The sequence below is a fragment of the Pseudomonas sihuiensis genome (assembly GCF_900106015.1).
GTDB classification, from domain to species: Bacteria; Pseudomonadota; Gammaproteobacteria; order Pseudomonadales; family Pseudomonadaceae; genus Aquipseudomonas; species Aquipseudomonas sihuiensis.
In genome coordinates, this window is the sequence record NZ_LT629797.1 from 3,372,355 (window position 1) to 3,396,129 (window position 23,775).

General features: G+C 61.6%; 20 protein-coding genes and 1 tRNA gene. 17 read left to right on the top strand and 4 right to left on the bottom strand.

Translation table 11 applies throughout. The annotated features are described in order from the left end of the window. Positions 1-10: 10 nt before the first annotated feature. Both BLT86_RS16005 and BLT86_RS16010 read left to right on the top strand, forming a co-directional pair. Entirely contained in the window at positions 11-1,576 is a 1,566-nt protein-coding gene (locus BLT86_RS16005; protein WP_092378023.1) for a SpoVR family protein, read from the top strand. A 96-nt stretch (positions 1,577-1,672) separates the two neighbouring features. After that, positions 1,673-2,893 carry a multifunctional CCA addition/repair protein gene (locus tag BLT86_RS16010; RefSeq protein ID WP_092378026.1) on the top strand — a complete coding sequence of 407 codons (1,221 nt, stop codon included), beginning with the start codon at positions 1,673-1,675 and terminating at the stop codon, positions 2,891-2,893. Positions 2,894-3,074: 181 nt separating this feature from the next. Here the strand turns inward: BLT86_RS16010 and folK are convergent, their stop codons facing one another. Continuing rightward, positions 3,075-3,608: a 2-amino-4-hydroxy-6-hydroxymethyldihydropteridine diphosphokinase gene (gene folK / locus BLT86_RS16015; RefSeq protein WP_017675680.1), complete on the bottom strand. Its 534-nt coding sequence runs from the start codon at positions 3,606-3,608 to the stop codon at positions 3,075-3,077. After that, a complete protein-coding gene (gene folB / locus BLT86_RS16020) occupies positions 3,599-3,955 on the bottom strand; it encodes a dihydroneopterin aldolase (RefSeq protein ID WP_003463543.1) in 357 nt (118 codons plus the stop codon). Before folB ends, folK begins: the two co-directional genes overlap by 10 nt. 75 nt (positions 3,956-4,030) lie before the next feature. Between folB and plsY the strand changes: the two genes are divergently transcribed. Continuing rightward, positions 4,031-4,600 carry a glycerol-3-phosphate 1-O-acyltransferase PlsY gene (gene plsY / locus BLT86_RS16025; RefSeq protein WP_055985383.1) on the top strand — a complete coding sequence of 190 codons (570 nt, stop codon included), beginning with the start codon at positions 4,031-4,033 and terminating at the stop codon, positions 4,598-4,600. 93 nt (positions 4,601-4,693) lie between these two features. On the opposite strand, the gene tsaD is transcribed toward plsY, so the two are convergent. Beyond that, a complete protein-coding gene (gene tsaD / locus BLT86_RS16030) occupies positions 4,694-5,719 on the bottom strand; it encodes a tRNA (adenosine(37)-N6)-threonylcarbamoyltransferase complex transferase subunit TsaD (RefSeq protein ID WP_021488758.1) in 1,026 nt (341 codons plus the stop codon). A gap of 203 nt (positions 5,720-5,922) precedes the next feature. Between tsaD and rpsU the strand changes: the two genes are divergently transcribed. The 13 genes from rpsU (at position 5,923) to egtD (ending at position 22,581) form a co-directional block, all read left to right on the top strand. Next, on the top strand, positions 5,923-6,138 hold the full coding sequence (gene rpsU, locus BLT86_RS16035; RefSeq protein WP_003290642.1) for a 30S ribosomal protein S21: 216 nt from the start codon (positions 5,923-5,925) through the stop codon (positions 6,136-6,138). Positions 6,139-6,284: 146 nt separating this feature from the next. Further along, positions 6,285-8,285 carry a DNA primase gene (dnaG, locus tag BLT86_RS16040; RefSeq protein ID WP_092378030.1) on the top strand — a complete coding sequence of 667 codons (2,001 nt, stop codon included), beginning with the start codon at positions 6,285-6,287 and terminating at the stop codon, positions 8,283-8,285. A 67-nt stretch (positions 8,286-8,352) separates the two neighbouring features. Further along, positions 8,353-10,200 carry an RNA polymerase sigma factor RpoD gene (gene rpoD / locus BLT86_RS16045; RefSeq protein ID WP_074917243.1) on the top strand — a complete coding sequence of 616 codons (1,848 nt, stop codon included), beginning with the start codon at positions 8,353-8,355 and terminating at the stop codon, positions 10,198-10,200. Between the two features lie 147 nt (positions 10,201-10,347). Continuing rightward, positions 10,348-14,082: a bifunctional diguanylate cyclase/phosphodiesterase gene (locus BLT86_RS16050; RefSeq protein WP_092378033.1), complete on the top strand. Its 3,735-nt coding sequence runs from the start codon at positions 10,348-10,350 to the stop codon at positions 14,080-14,082. A gap of 16 nt (positions 14,083-14,098) precedes the next feature. Further along, a tRNA-Ile gene (locus BLT86_RS16055) sits at positions 14,099-14,175 on the top strand. Positions 14,176-14,434: 259 nt separating this feature from the next. Then, a complete protein-coding gene (locus BLT86_RS16060) occupies positions 14,435-14,695 on the top strand; it encodes a helix-turn-helix transcriptional regulator (protein ID WP_017675732.1) in 261 nt (86 codons plus the stop codon). A 2-nt stretch (positions 14,696-14,697) separates the two neighbouring features. Then, a complete protein-coding gene (locus tag BLT86_RS16065; RefSeq protein WP_017675733.1) occupies positions 14,698-16,032 on the top strand; it encodes a type II toxin-antitoxin system HipA family toxin in 1,335 nt (444 codons plus the stop codon). A gap of 514 nt (positions 16,033-16,546) precedes the next feature. Then, a complete protein-coding gene (locus BLT86_RS16070) occupies positions 16,547-17,317 on the top strand; it encodes a nuclease-related domain-containing protein (RefSeq protein WP_017675734.1) in 771 nt (256 codons plus the stop codon). Between the two features lie 140 nt (positions 17,318-17,457). Beyond that, entirely contained in the window at positions 17,458-18,531 is a 1,074-nt protein-coding gene (locus tag BLT86_RS16075; RefSeq protein WP_017675735.1) for a nucleoid-associated protein, read from the top strand. A 6-nt stretch (positions 18,532-18,537) separates the two neighbouring features. Next, entirely contained in the window at positions 18,538-19,134 is a 597-nt protein-coding gene (locus BLT86_RS16080; protein WP_092378036.1) for a hypothetical protein, read from the top strand. 132 nt (positions 19,135-19,266) lie between these two features. Continuing rightward, positions 19,267-19,983 (top strand): hypothetical protein, encoded by a 717-nt coding sequence (locus BLT86_RS16085; RefSeq protein ID WP_167377326.1) that lies wholly within the window; start codon positions 19,267-19,269, stop codon positions 19,981-19,983. Positions 19,984-20,335: 352 nt separating this feature from the next. Further along, the gene (egtB, locus tag BLT86_RS16090) at positions 20,336-21,616 is read left to right on the top strand and encodes an ergothioneine biosynthesis protein EgtB (RefSeq protein ID WP_017675737.1); all 1,281 of its coding nucleotides are present in this window, start codon (positions 20,336-20,338) and stop codon (positions 21,614-21,616) included. A gap of 2 nt (positions 21,617-21,618) precedes the next feature. Further along, positions 21,619-22,581 (top strand): L-histidine N(alpha)-methyltransferase, encoded by a 963-nt coding sequence (gene egtD / locus BLT86_RS16095; protein WP_017675738.1) that lies wholly within the window; start codon positions 21,619-21,621, stop codon positions 22,579-22,581. Between the two features lie 239 nt (positions 22,582-22,820). Here the strand turns inward: egtD and BLT86_RS16100 are convergent, their stop codons facing one another. Then, on the bottom strand, positions 22,821-22,979 hold the full coding sequence (locus BLT86_RS16100) for a YqaE/Pmp3 family membrane protein (RefSeq protein WP_003084988.1): 159 nt from the start codon (positions 22,977-22,979) through the stop codon (positions 22,821-22,823). Positions 22,980-23,139: 160 nt separating this feature from the next. Between BLT86_RS16100 and BLT86_RS16105 the strand changes: the two genes are divergently transcribed. Beyond that, a complete protein-coding gene (locus BLT86_RS16105) occupies positions 23,140-23,775 on the top strand; it encodes a LuxR C-terminal-related transcriptional regulator (protein ID WP_017675739.1) in 636 nt (211 codons plus the stop codon).

A 23,775-nucleotide genomic window follows, 5' to 3' on the forward strand; every position in this document is an offset into this window, starting at 1 on the left:
GGGCCAAGCCATGAATGCCAGCAGCAGAAAGCGCGAGCCGATCTCCACCGGCTCGGAGTGGACCTTCGACCTGATCCGCCAGTACGACAAGGAAATCGCGCGCATCGCCGAACGTTACGCGCTGGACACCTACCCCAACCAGATCGAAGTGATCACCGCCGAACAGATGATGGATGCCTACGCCTCGGTCGGCATGCCGCTGGGCTATCACCACTGGTCGTACGGCAAGCACTTCCTCTCCACAGAAAAAGGCTACAAGCGCGGGCAGATGGGCCTGGCCTACGAGATCGTGATCAACTCCGATCCGTGCATCGCCTACCTGATGGAAGAGAACACCATCTGCATGCAGGCGCTGGTGATCGCTCACGCTTGCTACGGCCACAACAGTTTCTTCAAGGGCAACTACCTGTTCCGTACCTGGACCGACGCCAGCTCGATCATCGATTACCTGGTATTCGCCAAGCAGTACATCATGCAATGCGAGGAGCGCTACGGCATCGACGCCGTGGAGGAGCTGCTCGACTCCTGCCATGCCCTGATGAACTACGGCGTCGACCGCTACAAGCGCCCCTACCCCATCTCTGCCGAGGAGGAGCGCCGGCGCCAGAAGGAACGCGAGGAGCACCTGCAGAAGCAGATCAACGACCTGTGGCGCACCATTCCCAGAAGCGCAGACAAGGGCAGCGAGAAGGACAGCAAGCGCTTCCCCGCCGAACCGCAGGAAAACATCCTCTACTTCCTGGAAAAACACGCGCCCTTGCTGGAGCCGTGGCAGCGCGAGGTGATCCGCATCGTGCGCAAGATCGCCCAGTACTTCTACCCGCAGCGTCAGACCCAGGTGATGAACGAAGGCTGGGCCACCTTCTGGCACTACACCCTGATGAACGACCTATACGATGAAGGCCTGGTCACCGACGGCTTCATGATGGAATTCCTGCAGTCGCACACCAGCGTGGTCTACCAGCCACCGTTCGACAGCCCCTACTACAGCGGCATCAACCCCTATGCCCTGGGTTTTGCCATGTACCGCGACATCCGCCGTATCTGCGAGGCGCCCACCGAGGAGGACAAGCGCTGGTTCCCGGATATCGCCGGTAGCGACTGGCTGACCACGCTCAAGTTCGCCATGAACAGCTTCAAGGACGAGAGCTTCATCCTGCAGTTCCTCTCGCCCAAGGTGATTCGCGACTTCAAGCTGTTCGGCATTCTCGACGACGACCAGAAGGACGAACTGCTGGTGCCGGCCATTCATGACGAGCCGGGTTACCGCACCATCCGCGAGCTGCTCGCCGCGCAATACAACCTGGGCAACCGCGAACCCAACGTGCAGATCTGGAACATCGACCGTCGCGGCGACCGCTCGCTGACCCTGCGCCATCAGCAGCATGACCGCAAACCGCTGGGAGACTCCACCGGCGAGGTACTCAAGCATCTGCACCGGCTGTGGGGCTTCGACATTCATCTGGAGGTCTGCCAGGGCGACCAGTTGATCACCACCCAGCATGTGCCACCGCGCGGCAGTTCGGAGGGCGACAGCGAATACCCGAGGCTGGACCTGATCATTCCGCCCATTTGAGCGGTTGCCATGACCACGCCTTGACCTATATACCGACCCGCAAGGCGCGCCCCACCTCGATCTTCGGTATCCTCTGCGCTCAGTGGAGGAACATACATGCAGATCTACAAAGTCGGCGGCGCAGTGCGTGATCGCCTGCTCGGTCGCCCCGTCAGTGAAGTGGACTGGGTCGTGGTCGGCGCCAGCGCCGAGCAGATGCTGGAGCTCGGCTACCGTCCGGTGGGCGCCGACTTTCCGGTGTTCCTGCACCCGCAAACGGGCGAGGAGTACGCACTGGCCCGTACCGAGCGCAAGAGCGGGCGCGGCTATGGCGGCTTCACCTTCCACGCCAGCCCCGAGGTCACGCTGGAACAAGACCTGATCCGCCGCGACCTCAGCGTCAACGCCATGGCCGAGGACGACCATGGCAACCTGATCGATCCTTATGGCGGTCAGCAAGACCTGGAAGCCCGCATCCTGCGTCACGTATCCCCGGCCTTCGCCGAAGATCCGCTGCGCGTCCTGCGCGTGGCCCGCTTCGCCGCGCGCTATGCGCCGCTCGGTTTCAGCATCGCGCCAGAAACCCTGGCGCTGATGCGTCAGTTGGCCGATTCCGGCGAACTGGCTCACCTCACCGCCGAACGCAGCTGGAAGGAAATCTCCCGTGCTCTGATGGAGCCCTGCCCGGACGTGTTCGTCCAGGTCCTGCGCGACTGCGGCGCGCTGGCCGCCCTGCTGCCGGAAGTCGACGATCTGTTCGGCGTGCCGCAACCGCAGGCGCACCACCCGGAAATCGACACCGGCGTGCATGTGTTGAGCGTGTTGCGCCAGTGCGCGGAGCACGACCAGCAGCTGAACGTGCGCTGGGCCTGCCTGCTGCATGACGTCGGCAAAGGCCTGACACCGGAGGCCGAATGGCCACGGCATATTGCCCATGAGCACAAAGGTCTGCCCCTGATACAGGCGATCAACGAACGCTGCAAAGCGCCCCGTGACTGTGCCGAGCTGGCATCGCTGGTAGGTGAATTCCATACCCACGGCCACCGCGCGCTGGAGCTGCGCCCCTCGACGCTGCTGGAACTGCTGCAACGCTTCGACGTGTTTCGCCGCCCGCAGCGCTTCGCCGAATTCGTCGCCGCCTGCGAGATGGATGCGCGCGGGCGCCTGGGCCTGGAGCAACGCGAGTATCCGCAGGCCGCCTACCTGCTGGGCGCCGCCGAGGCAGCACGGCAGGTACCGGTCAAACCGTTGCTGGAGAAGGGATTCAAGGGTGCAGAGCTGGGCGAGGCGCTCAACCGCGAGCGTCTGCAGGCGCTCAAGGCCTACAAGGACCAATAGCCTTGTAGGAGCCGCGCCCCGCGGCGAATTGTGGCCAAGCCGCAAATCTTTCTGAACGGCCACAATCGCTTTCGCCCCGGGGCGGGGCTCCTACACCGATACGCGCGATCAAACAGAAATCAGCCGTAGCCCGGATGCAATCCGGGGTAATTCTGAGGCCGCCACCCGGATTGCATCCGGGCTACACAGGGCGCGTCTGCAGCAACTCTACCGGCGTCAGCTCGGTACCACGCCAGTGGAAAGCCGCCGGCCATAACTGCTGATCGATCTGCGCCGAGGCCCACAGCTCGGCGAACGAACGGCCAGCTACCGGGTGCTGCAGCTGCGGCGCCAACAGCGCCAGCGGCCAGAGCACGAAGGCGTTCTTGAGAATTTCCGCGCGCGGCAGGATCAGACCGTTGAAATTGCCGACCTGCTCGCCATACAGCAGCACGTCGATGTCCAGCGGCAAACCCTTGCGCTCCGGCGCGTAGCGGCCATTGTCGGCTTCGATGAATTTCAGCCGGCGGTCCAACTCCAGAAGCGGCAGTTCAGTCTCACCCACCACCACCAGATTGAAGAAGTTGCCGCTCTTGATGCCCACCGCATGGCTCTCGAACACCGGCGAGCAGCGCATGTCGCTGAGCAGCCCCGCCAACGCATCGAGACCTGCGGTGAGGTGAGCCTCGCGCTCGACATTGCTGCCGAGGCCGAGAAAGACCCGAGTCAGAGGCATCCGCGCTCGATCTCCACGCCCACGCCACCGCGAGCGGCTGGCACCGCGCCGGGCTTGGTCAGCTTCAGGCGCATCCAGGGAATGTTGAACTCTTCCATCAGGGTCTGCACCAGCCGTTCGGCGAAGGTCTCAACCAGGATGAACTGCGACTCGGCCGCGAAGGCCTGAATGCGCGTGGACACGCTGGCGTAGTCGAGCGCCAGGTTGAGGTCATCACCGGCGGCGGCGGGGCGGTTGTCCCAGGCCATCTGCAGGTCCAGGCGCAGGCACTGGCGAATCTCGCGCTCCCAATCGTAGGCGCCGATCACCGTGTCGACTTCCAGCCCCTCGATAAATACTCTGTCCACCCGCACTCTCCGCGCCACGACAAGGGCGCTGCACCTCGTTAGAATCGGGCCATCCCATGCCCTGGAATGGCCACCATGTTCTGGCTTCTGGCAATCCTTGCCTACCTGCTCGGTTCGCTGTCCTTCGCCATACTGCTCAGCCGACTTGCAGGCGGGCCAGACCCGCGCGCCAGTGGCTCGGGCAACCCCGGCGCCACCAACATGCTGCGCGTGGCCGGCAAGAAACTCGCCGTGATGACGCTGATCGGCGACCTGCTCAAGGGCCTGCTACCGATCCTGATCGCCAAGCTGTTCGGCCTCAGCCTGCACCAGCAGGCCTGGATCGGCCTGGCGGCCGTCGTCGGCCATCTTTACCCGCTGTACTTCCGCTTTCGAGGCGGCAAGGGCGTGGCCACTGCCGCCGGCATGCTGCTCGGCCTCTACCCACCGGCCGCATTGCTCGCCCTGGCGGCCTGGGCCCTGGTATTTCTGCTGACCCGCACCAGCTCGCTGGCCTCACTGATCGCCACACCGCTGACACTGCCGCTGCTGGCCTGGCAACAACCGGCAGCCTTGTTACCGGCCTGCGTGCTCACTGGATTGATCGTCTGGCGCCACCGCAGCAATCTGCGTGATCTGTTCGCCGGCCGCGAGCGCCGTTTTTGACTGAAAAACAAAACCTGTAGGAGCGAGCTCTGCTCGCGAACCGAAAAGCTTCGCGAGCAGAGCTCGCTCCTACGCGTAAATACCAAATGGCGCTCACAGCGCCGGCAACGACTCCATCGGCCAACGCGCCTGCACCTTGATCGCCAGATCCTCATGCTGCCCGGCCAGCAAGCGCTGGCAACCGGCGTAGGCGATCATCGCGCCGTTGTCGGTGCAGAAACGTGGCCGCGCGTAGAACACCTTGCCCTTCATTTCGCCCAGCATGCGCTCCAGGTGCTCACGCAATGCCTTGTTGGCACTCACGCCACCAGCGATGACCAGGCTGTTCAGCCCGCTCTGCTTCAGCGCGCGCTTGCACTTGATGGTCAGAGTCTCGACCACCGCCTGCTGGAAGGCCAGCGCGATGTCGCGACGGGCTTGGTCGAGGTCGTCACCGCTGTCGCGGCATTGCTGCCAGGTATTGAGCGCAAAGGTCTTGAGGCCGCTGAAGCTGAAATCCAGCCCCGGGCGATCGGTCATCGGCCGCGGGAAGACGAAGCGCCCCGGCGTGCCCTGCTCGGCCAGCTTGGCGATTTCCGGGCCGCCCGGATAATTCAGCCCCATCAGCTTGGCGGTCTTGTCGAAGGCCTCACCGGCGGCATCGTCCAGCGACTCGCCCAGCAACTGGTACTGGCCGATGCCATCGACTCGTACCAACTGGGTGTGGCCGCCGGACACCAACAAGGCGACGAACGGAAAGGCTGGCGGCTGCTCTTCCAGCATCGGCGCCAGCAAATGACCTTCCATATGGTGCACGCCGATGGCCGGCACGCCCCAGGCAAAGGCCAGCGCCTGCGCGCAGGAGGCACCGACCAGCAGCGCGCCGACCAGGCCGGGCCCCGCCGTGTAGGCCAGAGCGTCGATGTCGCTGGCCTGCTTGCCCGCTTCGTCCAGCACCTGGCGGATCAGCGGCAGCATGCGCTTGACGTGATCGCGCGAGGCCAACTCCGGCACGACGCCGCCGTAGACGCGATGCAGGTCGATCTGGCTGAACAGGGCGTCGGCCAGCAGGCCGCGCTCACTGTCATAGAGCGCGACGCCGGTTTCATCGCAGGAGGTTTCCAATCCCAGTACGAGCATGGAGCTTGAGCCTTGATTTGCCGCGTGGAACAAAGGCGCGCATGATAAGCGCCGCCCGGCGGAGCGGCCAGCGCTTTTCGATCAGAGGCCTTTGCATTCCTCGGCTCGAGGGGGTAACATCCGCAACCCTTAAAAACCGACGCAACCCGAGCCATTTGCCGGGAGCGCGTTGAACACCGGTAATTAACGAAGGTACGACCTGGATGCCAGCCGTCAAAGTTAAAGAGAACGAACCCTTCGACGTAGCCCTGCGTCGTTTCAAGCGCTCCTGCGAAAAAGCCGGCGTACTGGCTGAAGTACGTAGCCGCGAATTCTACGAAAAGCCGACCGCTGAGCGTAAGCGCAAAGCCGCTGCCGCTGTTAAGCGTCACGCCAAGAAAGTGCAGCGCGAGCAGCGTCGCAGCGTTCGCCTGTACTAATACCGTACACGCAACGCTCGAATGCCCGGCCTGGCCGGGCATTGCATTTGAAAGACTCCGCCTCGCACCTTAGCGAGTGAGCGGAGTTTTTGCTTTTCTACCCATCCGTTGTCCCGCGCTTGCGCCGGGCAGTATGCTGAGCGCCTATGGCCGGCCTGATCCCGCAATCCTTCATCGATGACCTGCTCAACCGCACCGACATCGTCGATGTGGTGAGTTCGCGCATCCAACTGAAGAAGACCGGCAAGAACTACAGCGCCTGCTGCCCGTTCCACAAGGAAAAGACCCCCTCCTTCACCGTCAGCCCGGACAAGCAGTTCTACTACTGCTTCGGCTGCGGCGCCGGTGGCAACGCCCTCGGCTTCGTCATGGATCACGATCAACTGGAATTCCCCCAGGCGATCGAGGAGCTGGCCAAACGCGCCGGCATGGACGTGCCGCGCGAAGAAAGCGGCCGCGGACACAAACCCAGACAGCCGGTCGACTCACCGCTCTACCCGCTGCTCAATGCCGCCGCCGAGCACTATCGCCAGGCGCTGAAAAGCCATCCACAGCGCAAGTACGCGGTGGACTACCTCAAGGGCCGCGGCCTGACCGGCGAAATCGCCCGCGACTTCGGCATCGGCTTCGCCCCGCCCGGCTGGGACAACCTGCTCAAGCAACTGGGCGCTGACGCCCTGCAGCAGAAGGTCATGATCGACGCCGGCCTGCTGATCGAGAACGCCGAGAACGGCAGGCGCTACGACCGCTTCCGCGACCGCATCATGTTCCCTATCCGCGACAGCCGCGGCCGGGTGATCGCCTTCGGTGGCCGGGTGCTGGGTGACGACAAGCCCAAGTACCTGAACTCGCCGGAAACCCCGGTGTTCCACAAGGGCCAGGAGCTCTACGGCCTCTACGAGGCGCGCAAGCACAACCGCGATCTCGACGAGATCATGGTGGTCGAAGGCTACATGGACGTCATCGCCCTGGCCCAGCAGGGCCTGCGCAATGCCGTGGCGACCCTGGGCACGGCCACCAGCGAAGAGCACCTCAAGCGCCTGTTCCGCATCGTGCCCAGCGTGCTGTTCTGCTTCGACGGCGACGCTGCCGGGCGCAACGCCGCCTGGCGCGCCCTGGAGTCCACCCTGTCGAGCCTGCAGGACGGTCGCCGCGCACGCTTTCTGTTCCTGCCCGAAGGCGAAGACCCGGACACCCTGGTCCGCGCCGAGGGCACCGACGCCTTCCGCGCGCGCATCAACCAGCACGCGCAACCACTGGCCGACTACTTCTTCCAGCAGCTGTGCGAAGAAGCCGACCCGCGCTCACTGGAAGGCAAGGCACACCTGGTGACCCTGGCCGCGCCGTTGATCGACAAGATCCCCGGCAACAACCTGCGCGCCTTGATGCGTCAGCGCCTGAGCGAGATCACGGGCCTTTCCGGCGAAGCGCTGAGCCAGGTCGCCAGTGCCCCGCGCAGTCACGCGCCGAGCACCACCAGTCAGGCGCCCAGCGGCGATTACCCTGATTACGGCGACATCCCCGACAGCGCCTACTACGACAACCTGCCGGACGTCGGCGGTTACGAGCAGCCCGCACCACCCCAGCAGCACTACGAGCGCAGCAACGAAGGCGGCAAGAGCAGCTGGAAAAAAGATGGCGGCGGCAAGTGGAGCAAGAAGGGCAAGGGCGATTTCGCACCACGTGCCCCGCGCACTGCCGTGAGCGTCGAATCACCGCACCTGATCGCACTGCGCACGTTGCTGCACCATCCGCACCTGGCGCAGAAGGTCGAAGATGTCAGCCATTTCGCCGACGAAGACGACACCTACGCTCAGCTTCTCGTGGCCTTGGTCGGTGCCCTGCAGAAAACGCCCAACCTGCGTTCGCTGCAACTGATCGCCCGCTGGCACGGCACCGAACAAGGTCGCCTGCTGCGGGCGCTGGCGGAGAAAGAATGGCTGATCCAGGGTGACAACCTTGAACAGCAGTTTTTCGACACCATTACTACACTTGCAAATAGCCAATCGCAGAGGCGGCGTGAAAAGGCGCTCCGCAGCATCATTCATAAAAGCCCCAGCGAGCTCACAGACGAGGAGAAGACATTGCTCAGAGAGCACTACAGCCTGACCTCCTCACCGAGCAGCAAGTCCCCAACTGGCGCCTAAAGCCAAAACCGAGGTATAATCCTCGGCTTGTTTTCAGCCCGCCAAGACCTTCAGTGGATAGGGTGTTATGTCCGTAAAAGCGCAGCAGCAATCTCGTATCAAAGAGTTGATCACCCTGGGTCGTGAGCAGAAGTATCTGACTTACGCAGAGGTCAACGACCACTTGCCTGAGGACATTTCAGATCCTGAGCAGGTGGAAGACATCATCCGCATGATCAATGACATGGGGATCCCGGTACACGAGAGTGCTCCGGATGCAGACGCCCTGATGCTGGCCGATGCCGACACCGACGAGGCTGCAGCCGAAGAAGCCGCTGCCGCCCTCGCCGCTGTCGAGACCGATATCGGCCGCACCACTGACCCGGTGCGCATGTACATGCGCGAAATGGGCACCGTGGAACTGCTGACCCGCGAAGGCGAGATCGAAATCGCCAAACGCATCGAGGAAGGCATCCGCGAAGTCATGAGCGCCATCGCTCACTTCCCCGGCACCGTCGACGGCATCCTCGCCGAGTACACCCGCGTCACCACCGAAGGCGGCCGTCTGGCCGAAGTCCTCAGTGGCTACATCGACCCGGATGACGGCAGCGTGCCTGACGAAGCCGCCGCCCCCGTTCCCGTCAAGGAAGGCGCCGCCGCTGAAGAAAGCGACGACGAAGAAGAAGACGAGAGCGGCGACGACGAGGAAGAAGAAGGCGATGGCGGCCCGGACCCGGAAGAAGCGGCTCGCCGTTTCACCGCCGTGGCCGAGCAGCAGGACAAAGTCCTCAAGGCGCTGAAGAAGCATGGTCGTGGCAGCAAGCAGGCCACCGAAGAGCTGGCCACCCTGGCCGAGCTGTTCATGCCGATCAAGCTGGTGCCCAAGCAGTACGACGCCCTGGTCACCCAGGTGCGCGACGCCCTCGACCGTCTGCGTGCGCAAGAACGCGCCATCATGCAGCTGTGCGTACGTGATGCGCGCATGCCGCGTGCCGACTTCCTGCGCCTGTTCCCGGGCAACGAAATCGACATGGATTGGGCCGCCGACCTGGCCAAGGGCAAGGCCAAGTACGCCGAAGCCCTGGGCAACCTGCAGGGTGACATCCAGCGCTGCCAGCAGAAGCTGGCCGACCTGGAAGCCGAGTGCAGCCTGAGCCTGGCCGAGATCAAGGACATCAACCGGCGCATGTCCATCGGTGAAGCGAAAGCTCGCCGCGCCAAGAAGGAAATGGTCGAGGCCAACCTGCGTCTGGTCATCTCCATCGCCAAGAAGTACACCAACCGCGGCCTGCAGTTCCTCGACCTGATCCAGGAAGGCAACATCGGCCTGATGAAGGCGGTGGACAAGTTCGAATACCGTCGCGGCTACAAGTTCTCGACCTACGCCACCTGGTGGATTCGCCAGGCGATCACCCGTTCGATCGCCGACCAGGCGCGCACCATCCGTATTCCGGTGCACATGATCGAGACCATCAACAAGCTCAACCGCATCTCCCGTCAGATGCTTCAGGAAATGGGTCGCGAGCCCACTCCGGAAGAGCTGGGTGAACGCATGGAAATGCCCGAGGACAAGATCCGCAAGGTATTGAAGATCGCCAAAGAGCCGATCTCCATGGAAACCCCGATTGGCGACGACGAAGACTCGCATCTGGGCGACTTCATCGAGGACAGCACCATGCAGTCCCCGATCGACGTAGCCACGGTCGAAAGCCTCAAGGAAGCCACTCGCGAAGTGCTGGCCGGCCTCACTGCCCGTGAAGCCAAGGTCCTGCGCATGCGCTTCGGTATCGACATGAACACCGACCACACCCTCGAGGAAGTGGGCAAGCAGTTCGATGTCACCCGTGAGCGTATCCGTCAGATCGAAGCCAAGGCGCTGCGCAAGCTGCGCCACCCGACGCGAAGCGAGCATCTGCGCTCCTTCCTCGACGAGTGATACCAGAACCCCCGGCCCAAGCCGGGGGTTTTGCTTTCTGGGCCGTGCGCCCGGCCAGCCAAAGGCAGCGCAGGCGCTGCAATCAAACTGCCATCCCGGCATGGCCGATCTACACTACGACGATACTGATCGCAAAACGAGGCCGTTATGTCCCGCTTGCCGGCCATTGTGCTGTTGTGCCTGGCGTACTGGATGACCCCGGCCCTAGCCCTGACACTCAACGAGGACGAGCGCACCTGGCTGGTAGCCCACCCCGAACTACGCCTGGGTGTCGATGCATCCTGGCCACCTTTCGAATTTCGTGACGAACAGGGTAACTATCACGGCCTGACCGCCGCCTATGTAAGGCTGATCGAAGAGCGCCTTGACGTGGCGCTGCAGCCCGTCGAGCCCAGCACCTGGAGCGCGATACTGGAGCAGGCGCGCATGGGCCAGGTTGACCTGCTCCCCGGCGTGATGTCGACACCCGAACGCCAGGAATACCTGATCTTCACCCGCCCCTACCTGGACTTTCCCATCGTCATCCTCGCCCGCAACGGCGGGCCGCAGCCGAGAACGCTCAATGAGCTGTACGGTTTGAAGATTGCCGTGGTGGCTGACTACGCACCGCACGAGCTGCTGCGCCAGCAACACCCCGATCTCAACCTGCTGCCGCTGCGCAACGTCGCCGCCGCCCTGCAGGCGCTGGCGACCAACCAGGTCGATGCCATGGTCGGCGATCTTGCCTCCAGCGTCTGGAGCCTGCGCCAGCTCAAGCTCGACGGCGTCTATATCAGCGGCGAAACACCCTATCGCTATCAGTTGGCCATGGCCGCCCCGCGCAGCCAGAGCATGCTGGTCGGCATCCTCGACAAACTCTTCGCCGAGCTCAGCGCAGAAGAAATCGCCGCCTTGCAGGAACCCTGGGTCGGCAGCGTGCTGGACAAACGCAGCGTTTGGCACGAAACCCTGCTCTACGGTCTGCCGGCCCTGCTTGGCCTGCTGGCGGTCATCGCCATCATCCTGCGCATCAACCGCCGCCTGAAACGCGAGATGCGCAACCGTGAAGCGCTGGAGCAGGAACTGCGTAACCGCGAGCAGCACTTTCGCGACATGGTCGAAAGCCTCTCGGCCATCACCTGGGAGACCGAGTCCAGCGGGCTCACCTACACCTACGTCTCACCCCATGCGGAAAAATTGCTGGGCTACCCCCTGCACGAATGGCTGGAGCCCGGCTTCTGGCAACGCCACCTGCACCCGGACGATCACCAGCGCACCCTGCGCACCTGCCTGGAACAATGCTCGGCCGGCAACGACCACGCCCTGGAATACCGCCTGCTCGCCGCTGACGGGCGCACGGTGTGGGTGCGCGATATCGTCACCCTGCTGCAACGCGACGACCGCCAGGTAATTCGCGGCGTGATGGTCGACATCAGCGACGCCAAGCAGACCGAGCAGGCATTACGCCTGTCGGAGCAGAAGTTCGCCTCGGTGTTCCAACAATGCCCGGACATCCTGATCATTGCCCGGCGCGTCGACGGTGTACTGCTGGAGGCCAACACCGCCTTCACCGAACAGACCGGCATCAGCGTCGAGCAGGCCATCGGCAAGACCGCCACTGAACTCGATCTATGGGGCGTGCCCGGCATCGGCCCGAGCCTGCTGCTGCGCCTGCAGGACGAAAGCCTGCGCAACCTGGAAATGCTCTTCCGCCGCGCCGATGGCAGCCTGTTCACCGGTCTCATCTCGGCCAGTCAGTTCGTGCTCGACAACACCCCGGCACTGGTCGTGGTGGTGCGCGACATCAGCCAGCTCAAGAGCACCCAGCAGCAACTGCAGATATCCGAAGAGAAGTTCGCCAAGGCCTTCCACGCCTCGCCCGACGGCCTGCTGATCACCCGTCTGCGCGACGGCCTGCTGGTGGAGGCCAACGACGGTTTCAGCCGCATCACCGGCTACAGCCTCGACGAGATTGCCGAACAAAGCACCCTCAGCCTGGGCATCTGGGCCGACCCGAAAGATCGTGAACACCTGGTGCAACGGATTCGCGAGCAAGGCAGCGTGCGCGACCTGATCGCCCCGGTGCGCACCAAGAGCGGCCAGCTGCGCCTCTGCGAACTTTCCGCGCAGCCGCTGCCCATTGGCGGCGACGAATGCCTGCTGACCATCGCCCGCGACATCACCGAACGCCAGCAGATGCAGGAAGAACTGCAGCAGGCCGCCACCGTGTTCGAAAGCACCGCCGAAGGCGTGCTGATCACCGACCTCGAGCAGCGCATTACCGCAGTCAACCGCGCCTTTACCCAGATCACCGGTTACAGCGAGGCCGAAGCGCTCGGTCAGCGCCCCAGTCTGCTCTCCTCCGGCCAGCACGATAACGCCTTCTACACCGCCATGTGGCACAGCCTGGCGGCCAATGGTCACTGGCAGGGGGAAATCTGGAACCGACGCAAGAACGGCGAACTGTACCCCGAGTGGCTGACCATCAGCGCCGTGCGCAACAGCGATAACCAGATCACCCACTTCGTCGGCGTGTTCGCCGACATCTCCAGCCTCAAGCATGCCCAGGCACGCCTCGATCATCAGGCCCACCACGACCCGCTGACCGGCCTGCCCAACCGCCTGCTGTTCGAGAACCGCCTGCGCAGCGCCCTGGATGGCTCACGCGCCGACGACAAGCTCGGCGCCGTGCTGTTTCTCGATCTCGACCGTTTCAAGCAGATCAACGACAGCCTCGGCCACCCGGTCGGCGACCAGTTGCTCAAGGCCATCGCCGCACGCCTGAAACTGCAGCTGCGCGATGTCGACACCGTGGCCCGTCTCGGCGGCGACGAATTCATCATCCTGCTGCCCGGCCTGCACCAGCCGGAGGACGCCGAGCAGGTCGCGCAGAAACTGCTCGAATGCTTTCGCGCGCCGTTCCAGCTCGACAACCACGAGTTCTTCATCAGCGCCAGCATCGGCATCAGCCTCTACCCCAAGGACGGCCTCGACGTCGCCACCCTGGTCAAGAACGCCGACGCGGCCATGTACCAATCCAAAGCCAAGGGTCGTAACCGCAGCGAGCTCTACACCCGTTCGCTGACCTTCCAGGTCAACGAACGCATGGCCATGGAACAGGAACTGCGCCGCGCCCTGGAGCGCAACGAGCTGTGCCTGTACTACCAGCCCAAGTACTGCCTGCGCAGCCAGAGCCTGGTCGGTGCCGAAGCGCTGGTACGCTGGCCGCACCCGGTGTTCGGCGACATCCCGCCGGATCGCTTCATCCCGGTGGCCGAAGAAAGCGGGCTGATCCTGCCGCTGGGCGACTGGGTGCTGGAAGAAGCCTGCCGCCAACTGCAGGACTGGCAGGAAAGCGGCCGCGACTTCGGCGCCCTCTCGGTCAACCTCGCCGGCGCCCAACTGCACCAGCCCAGCCTGCTGCCGCGCATCAGCGCACTGCTGCAACGCTACAACCTGGCGCCGGAGCTGCTGCAACTGGAGATCACCGAGAACTTCATCATGAACCAGTCCGGCGAAGCGCTGGACATCCTCCACCACCTCAAACAGCTCGGCGTGCAACTGGCCATCGACGACTTCGGCACCGGCTACTCCTCGCTCAGCTACCTCAAGCGCCTGCCGCTGGACGTACTGAAGATCGACCAGTCCTTCGTCCGTGGCCTGCCGGACGACCCGCACGACCTGGCGATCACCCGCGCCATCATCGCCCTGGGCAACAGCATGCAACTGACGGTGATCGCCGAAGGCGTGGAAACCAAAGCCCAGGAACTCTGCCTGGCCGCCGAAGGCTGCCTGCAGATCCAGGGTTATGTGGTCAGCCGCCCGCTCTCGGCCGAGGCCTTCACCCGGAAATTTCTCCCGCCAGGTCAAGCGGTTGGCGCTGGCGAGAACGCGCCGGTATAATCCGCCGGCCTTCTGGGGGCCTATAGCTCAGTTGGTTAGAGCAGAGGACTCATAATCCTTTGGTCCACGGTTCGAGTCCGTGTGGGCCCACCACCTTCAAAGCCGCGCACTGCGCGGCTTTCGTGTTTTTGCACATCTCGTATGTAATGCGCCTATAGCCACCCAGCCCCCCGGAAAAGCTACGCAGCTATTGCCCACAAGCCAAACTGTAGCCCAAGAGCCACAAAAAACGATTACCAAGCGAATTTTGTAGCCCAAAAGACACAAAAATGAATCAGACTGCTTGTATAGCTGTAGCCCACGAGCTACATTTTTCCGCATTACATGTATTTATGATGCCCAGGGGCTACAAATGACCTCTCTCTACGACGTTTCGGAAATGCTGAAACAGGCGCGCGGTGACGCGAAACTGAGCCAGGAAGCGCTGGCCAGTCGTGCTGGCGTCTCGCGCACCACCGTAGCCCGTATGGAAACCCTGGCCAAAGGCGATATGAGTGTCTCGGCGCTGGTTCGCCTGTTGGAAGCGGCAGGTTACGACCTGAAGCTGGTCAAGGCCGGACACCAACGCACGGTCGAAGACATCCTCGACGAGCAACGCTCAGGGAGTGCTTGAGCATGATCCTCGACGTCCACGTCAGCTCACGGCGGGTGGCCAAACTCTCTCGGGAGCGCGATGAATATGTGCTGAAGTACCTACCGGGCACAGCAGCGGAAGACTTTGTCAGCCTGACGATGCCGGTACGAGAAGAAGCTTGGCGCTGGCCGCGCGACCTCTTCCCGTTCTTCCGGCAAAACCTGCCCGAGGGGTATCTGCTGGGCGTTATCCGCGAAGAATTTGGCCCGCTGCTCGATGGTACCGACCTGTCCCTGCTGGGCGTGGTGGGCGGCACCGGCATCGGCAGAGTCTCGGTCACGCCAGAGGGTGTTGAGCCCGGCGTCGAAATGGCGCCGCTGGAGATAGAACAGCTGCTCAAAGCGGAAAACACCAGCGAACGGTTCGCCGCACTGGTGCGGCAATACGCTCGGGTCGCCGTATCGGGGGTCGTGCCAAAGTTCATTGCCACCGACGCCATCGACCCTCGTGAACCGCTGGGCAAGCCGACCCTGCGCACAGGCTTTCACATCATCAAGGGCTCTGACGAAACCACCCCTTTTCTGGGCTTCAACGAGTTCTACACTATGCGCGTACTGGAGCGACTGAACGTCGTGCCGGTCGCTGCCTGCCGCATGTCTGAAGACGGCAAGGTCCTGGTAGTAGATCGCTTCGACGTGGACGAACACGGCATCCCCCGTTATGGCGTTGAGGATGCCTGCGGGCTGCTGGGTTTGCCGCCCCATGAAAAGTACGCTCCCACCACCGAGCGGGTTTGGAATGCCACACGCGCCTACATCCCCGCTGACCGCCTGCAAGCGCAGCGCGAGCACCTGGGCTGGCATCTGCTCACCAACTACGTGGTACGCAATGCCGACTGCCACGCGAAGAACATCGCGCTGTTCTACTCCTCCCTATCTGACGTGGGCTTCACGCCGGTCTATGACCTGGTGACCACTCAGGCCTACCCGCGCTTTGCCAGCAACCCGCCAGGCCTGTCCGTGGGAGGCAGACAAACCTGGACACCGGGTCGATCCCTGGAAACCTTCTTCAAGTCCGTACTGGGCATTGGCCCGAGCAAATACGCGGCCATGCTCGAGCAACTCTGCGAGTCCGCCGTAGAGGTCGGCAAGGAAGTCATCGAAGCCGCAAAGAACGAGCCCGCCTGGCGCGACGTAGCCAAGCATATGGTGCATGCGTGGAACGAAGGCATGGAAACAGTCCGCAGCCCCAAAGCCGCCCCGCACTTTCGTGGCCTCGATAGCGCCATCGAAGACGCCGGCTTCTCCGGCCCGCGCAAACCTGAGCGCAGCAGAGAAGTGATTGGCCGCTCCGAATTGCTGGCGAAGAAGCGCTAACCAGCAAGCGACACGACAGTCCAACGAACATCAGGTGAGAAGACCGTGAGCCAGATAGTCCTTATTCGGCTCACCAAATGAGCCGAATAGGCGCGCTAATCGGCTCATGAACAAAAACTCCTGCCAAATGACCCGGCCTGGACCGGGCAGCTGTCTTGTCGGCCGCGCTCAGCCCTGCGCAATGCCCCCAAACCTGGCGTAACCGCCCAACGGCCATAGGACAATGGTCGCGATCCCCGAGAAGGGTGCCTCTAAAAACGTAGGCGAGGCAGTCAGCACAAGGCAAAAGCAGGCGAGGAACGGTCGGAGTCGCGGGCGACTGTACTTTTGTACATGAGCATTCCGAGCCTGCTTTTAACGCAGTGATGACAACGCAGGTAGTTTTTAGGGGCTCCCTTGAGCCATTGAGAGCAATAAGCCATCATCCAGATCAGTGCCAGGCAACTGGATTTCGGCACGCCTGCTCGCTCGTACAACGAGCGCCACTCAAGCGGCTTTGCTCACGGAAGAAAATATGGACGTCGGCCTTATTCTTCGCCCGCTTATAGACAGCCTGTTCTGGTTGATTCCAGCAGCCCTGCTGATCGGCCTGCTCAAATCGCCCTGGGCCAAGGGGCAGATCGGTGAACTGCTGGTACGCCTGTTCGCCCATTGGCAGCTGGACAAACAGACCTACCGCCGCCTGCACAACGTCACACTGAATACGCCAGACGGCACCACGCAGATCGACCACGTATTCCTCTCGCCTTACGGCATCTTCGTGCTGGAAACGAAGAACATGAGCGGCTGGATCTTCGGCAGCGAAAAGCAGGCGCAGTGGACGCAGAAGCTCTACAAACGCACCTTCAAATTCCAGAACCCGTTGCGCCAGAACTACAAACACCTCAAAGCCCTGGAAGCCACCCTTGGCGTCAGCCCAGAACACCTGCATTCGGTCATCACCTTCGTCGGCGGCAGCACCTTCAAGACCGAAGTGCCGGCCAACGTGACCCAAGGCATCGGCTTTATCCGCTATATCCAGTCATTCCAGCAGCAGGTATTCAGCGAGTCTGAAGTCGACGCCATGCTGCACACCCTGCATACCGGCCGCCGCGCGCCGACCCTCGCCACACATCGCGAGCATTTGCAGAACCTCAAACGCCGTAGCGATCCGACAGCCGAGCGGCAATGTCCGAAATGCGGTAGTGCGCTGCTGATTCGTACCATGAAATCAGGGGCGAAAGCGGGACAGCAGTTCTGGGGATGCTCGGGTTTTCCGAAGTGCAGGACGATGCAGAATCTTTGAGAGATAGAACATGGAGGCCATTGAGTCCCACGCGCAAGAACGAATCTATCCCCTGCTTTTAATACCTGTTTATTGCCTTCATCACCATGAGGGCAGGCAATTCCTCGAAGTACATTAGAAACCTCGAAAGGAGTAGCAACATGGCAGTACCACTGGATGGCGTGTTGAGTCAGGCCCAGCGCGAGAGTTTGGAAATTGTCAGCTTCATCTTCCACATCATCGACGCAGATGCTGGAGAGGATGAAGACGTTATTTTCCTCGACGAGGTGCAACTACAGGCCGCCCAAAAAAAGTTCTTTCTAGATCGGCTGCGTGATATCGCCGAAGGCACGCAATATGTGTTCAAGCAGGACGCCGTACACCTGAAAGAGAAGTGCCAACAGCTGGTTGAGGCGCCGGATAGATTCATCGAGCTTTCACGCCAGATCACCACAGATTTTTCCGGCCGCCACCAAGGGCAAATGTCGGCTGGCGTATTCATCGTATCCATTGTGAAGTACCTAGCGGCCGCACATGATTGGAGGCAGCTAGTTTTCCTAGTAAAAATGGACAAGCAACCCTCGTTTACTTACAGCTACGAGGAAAAGGATGGTCGAAGAGTCGCTGTTATCAATGAGGTTCAAAACTCTCTCAATGAGAGTAAGCACGCCATTCAAAAGAGCGCCTTGATAGATGTCTCTGACCAGTTTGCATGGGATGTACTAGCTTTTGACCGGGTGAAGAAACCGGGATTGGGTGACTACTTTAGAGCTTTCCTCGGGGTAACAGAGCGCCAGCAGGACGCCGTATTAACAAGGACAGCTCATGGCCAGGTACGGAAATGGGCGAAAAAGCTGGCCGCTGAACATCTACCACCCGGGGAGGATCTGAATACCTTTGCGGGAAGGTCGCTCAACTACCTCAATGACCATGACGTCTTTGATACAGACGATTACCTCAACGCTGTGGTACGTGACGAAGATGCTGATCGTAAAGCATTGCTTATGGGGTCTTTGCGGGAGGCTCTTGCCGAAGCTGGCGTCGCAGGGCAACAATTCCGCCCCCAGCCCGCTTCTTTGCGTACTAGAGAGCGAAAGCAGGTCTACCAAACGCTTGAGGGTGTCACTATTTCTTTTGAAGGGAGCGCCGAGGCGGTTGGTATGGCCATCGAGCAGCTAGGTAATGGTCGGGCCCGAGTTACCATTGAAACGAATCGGCTGGACGCCAAAGGTTGAGGAATCATGCCCGCTATAGCGGATCTACTTAAAGCGACCCTTGAATTGCGTGGCCATGCCACGCAATTCTTTGATGAGAGCTTTCGCCTAACGGTGGAGGGCGAGTCGCTGAGTGGGGCCGTGAAAGCAGCTCTTCAACAGATTGATTCGCTAGCCAGACAACTCAATATTGAGGCACCTATTGTCATGATCTCGGGTGCGGCAGTGGATACAGCCGAACTGGCATCGGACACTTTCGATGACGAGCCATGGAGGTTGGTCTTTGGCAAGTCTCCACTTGCTCAGAAAATGTGCGCCCGGGACGACGAAAATACGCTGTTGTTCTTCACGACTGACGGCTTCCTGGAATGGGTGGGGCGTCTTGATCCGTTCCAATACCCCGGTAAAAATGAGCCTGACCTCGCTCGCCCGACGACGATTCGAGTCAACGGACTGACCGCTGCATTTGGTGGACCGTTGCTTTGGGTATTACCACCGACGGAGCAGGTGTCGAGCATCCCGACCAACAAACTACCTGATCAGTCAGATGTCCATGGGTTGATCCACACCAATGCAGTGAAGCCTCTTCGGGTTTGCCCAAGCGCCTATGCACTGACCTGGTGAGATATCGGCAGCCCTACGGCTCAGCCTCTGGTTCGTTTGAGTGCATGCGCCCTAGCTGCGTGCCTAGTTCAAGAGCTTAAGCACACTGACGATGGCTATGACGCCACCCTTCGGGGTACCAAACGGCTTTCATTGCCGCTCTACGACAGCAGACAAGAGGTAAGTGCTGAGGCTCTTTCCCAGCTGGCAGAAGCCGTCTGCTGGGTCTATGAGGAGCGCCCCGAGACCCGCCTCAGACTTGTCATGGATCGACTGTCCATTGACATCGAGCATGGCCAAACGCTTTTAGCGGGAACAGAGAAATACCTTGCAGTAGCACTACAACAAGCCCGCGACAGCTACACCTTTGTGATTCTTGACCGTAAGGATGCCTATCACAAAGAGGTTCGCGAACTCATGAAGGACATGAAATCCCAAGCTGATCTCTACGCTTCCAAGGTCCGGGATCTGGTGAGCTCGCTTACCCGAGACATTCTCAGCGTTTTGGTTTTCATTGGGTTTTCATTCATAGGTAAGTTCGATCAGAGAAACATTCACGTTCTGCTAGAAAGCACCGAGCTGTCCCTGCTGGTTAAATTTCTGGCGGGCTACTTATTGCTTTCTTGCGTTCTTCAATTCATCTCGCATCTCCGAGATGCAAGCCTTGCTTATGAAGAGAGCAGAACCTGGCTTGATGTGCTACAGCATTACTCCTCTCGATCTGACAAGCAGGATCGATTCCTCACACCGATAGACAGGCGCCGAGTAACTCTTTTCGTCGCGATGGGAATTATTGGCGTGATCTACGCCATCCTGATTCTGGTTACTTGGAACCTCCCCTTTACAGTCGAGCTGCTGCTAGCCCAGTAGCAAGAGGTTAAAAGTCCCGCTCGCCACACACCACCCATCATGACGTCGTATTCGTTTCTGGCGCCCATTCACCAACTCAATCGAGCTCGCCAGTCATCGTTTCACGAACAATCGAGGACAGGCCACGTTTACCTCAGGCTGAAATGCGACTCCTGATGACAGATTCGCTAGCACAAAGCTGCACATGAATGGCTCAGCGCACACCTGATCGCTACCATCAGCATGAGATGTATAAAGTAGCCCTCCTCCCCCCTGCCACGTAACCGCCACATTCTCCCTGAACCTTTGCCCTTATTGCCCGGTCGGCTTTAAGTACCGTCGCGCTCCGCGGCGCCAGCAAAGGATGCGTGTTATGCGAGACCGCACCAGCAGGATCGCCGTTTCACCGCCGCACCTCGAACAGCTATGGCAGCGTTACCAGCGGGTGCGCGCTGCCAGTGAGCGGCTCTGTGAGCCGCTGGAGGCCGAGGATTATGTGATCCAGAGCATGGCAGACGTCAGCCCGCCGAAGTGGCATCTGGCGCATGTCACCTGGTTCTTCGAGGCCTTCGTACTGCAGCCCTTTCTGCCGGGCTATCGCCCGCTGGATGAGCGCTACGACCATCTGTTCAATTCCTATTACAAGACCCACGGCACGCCCTTCGAGCGGGCGCGGCGCGGGTTGTTGTCGCGGCCGACGGTAAGCGAGGTGTACGCCTATCGCAGCCATGTCGATCTGGCCATGGCGCAGTTGCTCCAGTCAGGCAGCGAACTTGCCGACGAGGTGCTGCAGCGGGTCGAGCTGGGGCTGGAGCACGAGCAGCAGCATCAGGAGCTGCTGCTGATGGATATCAAGCACATCCTGGCGCAGAACCCCTTGCGCCCGGTCTATCGTCACGACCTCAAGCCGGGTGGCGCTACTGCAGGCGAGTTGCGCTGGGTCGAATTTCCCGCCGGGCTGCGCCATGTCGGCCATACCGGCGAGGGCTTTGCCTTCGATTGCGAGCGGCCGCAACACCGGGTATTCGTCGAGGCCTTTCAGTTAGCCAGCCGACCGGTGAGCAATGGCGAGTACCTGGAGTTCATCCGCGATGGCGGTTATCGCAGCACGGCGTTGTGGCTGGCGGACGGTTGGGACCATATCCAGCGCGCAGGCTGGCAGGCGCCGCTGTACTGGCAACGCGAGGGCGACGACTGGCTGGAGCTGACCCTGGGCGGCCCGCGCGCGCTGGATCTGGATGCGCCGGTTTGCCACCTGAGCTACTTCGAGGCCGAGGCCTTCGCCACCTGGGCGCAGGCGCGTTTGCCACGCGAGGAAGAATGGGAAGTGGCCGCGCAGGACGAACCGCTATGGGGCAACTTCGTCAAAAACGATCACCTGCAGCCGGTGGCGGCGGGCGCGGGTGATGGCCTGCAGCAGCTCTATGGCGATGTCTGGGAATGGACGGCCAGCGCATACCGGCCCTACCCCGGCTTTCGGCCGCTGGGCGGCAGCCTGGGTGAGTACAACGGCAAGTTCATGTCCGGGCAGATGGTGCTGCGTGGCGGCAGCTGCGCCACGCCTGAAGACCACGTGCGCCCCACCTATCGCAATTTCTTCTACCCCACCATGCGCTGGCAGTTCTCCGGCCTGCGCCTGGCCAAGGAGCTCTGAGCATGGCATTGGCAATCCGTACCCACGAACAATCCCTGAGCCCGGAACAGGAAAGCCTGCGCGAAGAAGCGCTGCGCGGCTTCGCGGCCAGCCCGAAGACGATGTCACCGAAGTTCTTTTACGATCATCGCGGCTCGCATCTGTTCGAGCTGATCTGTCAGCAACCGGAGTACTACCCGACGCGTACCGAGGAAACCATTCTGCGCCTGGCGGCGCGCGATATCGCCGAGCTGGCCGGGCGCAACGCCAGCCTGGTGGAGCTGGGCAGCGGCGCCAGTCGCAAGATCCGCCTGCTGCTCGAAGCCCTGCGCCCGGCGCGTTACCTGGGCATCGATATCTCCCGCGAGTTTCTGCATAGCAGCACCCGTCGCCTGGCCGCCGACTATCGCTGGCTCGACGTGCACGCGCTGTGCGCCGACTTCAGCCAGCCCTTGAAGCTGCCCGCCGAGGCGCTTGGGCAACGGCCGTTGGCGTTCTTTCCCGGCTCCAGCATCGGCAATTTCGACCCGGATGAGGCCCGCGCCTTTCTGCGCAACCTGCATCAGGCACTGCCGGCAGGCAGTGGCTTGCTGATCGGCGTGGATCTGGTGAAAGACCGCCAGGTGCTGGAGCGCGCCTACAACGATGCGGCCGGAGTGACTGCACTGTTCAACCTCAACCTGCTCGAGCGCATCCGCAACGAGCTGCACAGCGATATCGACCCACGCCGCTTTCAGCATCGGGCCTTCTATAACGAAGCCGAGTCGCGCATCGAGATGCATCTGGTCAGCCGGCAGGCGCAGCGAGTACGCATCGAGGATCGCGTGTTCGACTTCGCCGCTGGCGAAACCCTGCACACGGAGAACTCCTACAAGTACACGCCCAGCGGTTTTCGTGATCTGGCGGGCGCATGCGGCTTCGCCTCGGTCGCCATGTGGCGCGACCCGGCGCAGCTGTTCAACGTGCATTTTTTGCGGCGGGAGTGAGGGACGGCGAAAAACCCACCGTAGCGTAGGGTGGGTTAGCGGCGCCGAATGCCGAGTATTCCAGACGCAGATGAAGGTGGTGCGCCGCGTAACCCACCAGACGATGGACCGCGTTGCGCCGATGGTGGGTTACGCCGCAGCCGACACTGCGAGTCGATCGGCAATGTCACAGGCGGCTAACCCACCCTACGCGAGCAGCGCTCGGCGCCGCTTGCCCAAACACATCAGCCAATAAGGCCTCAGCGTTTGGCGATGATGTACACCGCGTGGACGATGCCGGGGATGTAGCCGAGCAGGGTGAGCAGGATGTTCAGCCAGAAGGCGCCGCCAAAACCGACCTGGAGAAACACGCCCAGCGGCGGCAGCAGGATGGCGATGAGGATACGAATAAGGTCCATGCGGTACTCCTTTACATTCCATAACGGGGTACCTGAATAGACTCTGAGCAGCGCCTGGCAGTTCAGTCGCGGCGAGCAAGTCAGCGGCAATACTGAGAACCAGACGCTGGCGTCGCCAGGGATATGACTTTAGTCTGGCGCCAAGATGGAAGCGCCCCACATGCCTGAACAATCACAACAAGAACGCATCATCGTCGCCGACGACCACCCGGTTTTCCGCGATGGCCTGTGTCGTATCGCCCAGCGCGTCTTCCCTATGGCGTGCATTCTCGAAGCCGGTGACATGGATGAAGTGCTGAGCCTGGCGCAAGCCAGCACGGCGCCAAGCCTGTTCATGCTCGACCTGCTGTTCCCCGGCCAATCACCGCAAGCCATCAGCGCGTTGCGCCAGACCTTTGCGCGCAGTTCGATCGTGATCGTGTCGATGGTCGACAACCGCGAGTTGATCGATGAAGTGATGAGCGCAGGTGCGGACGGTTTCATCGGCAAGGCGACGCCGCCGGATGAAATCGCCGATGCCTTGCTGGCCGTGCGCGCCGGCGAGTTCGTCCTGACCCTGGGACCCGCCGGCGTGCCGGCCTTCGCCGAGGATCGTCATCTGCTGGAGCAACTGACGCCACGTCAGCAGGAGGTCTTGCGGCTGGTGGTGCGCGGCCTGTCGAACAAGGAAATCGCCCGCGAGCTGGCGATCTCGCCCTTTACCGTACGCATCCATGTGTCCTCGCTGCTGCGCACGCTGGACGTCAGCACCCGCGCCGCAGCCGCAGCCAAGGGGGCCAAAGCCGGGCTGGTGTGA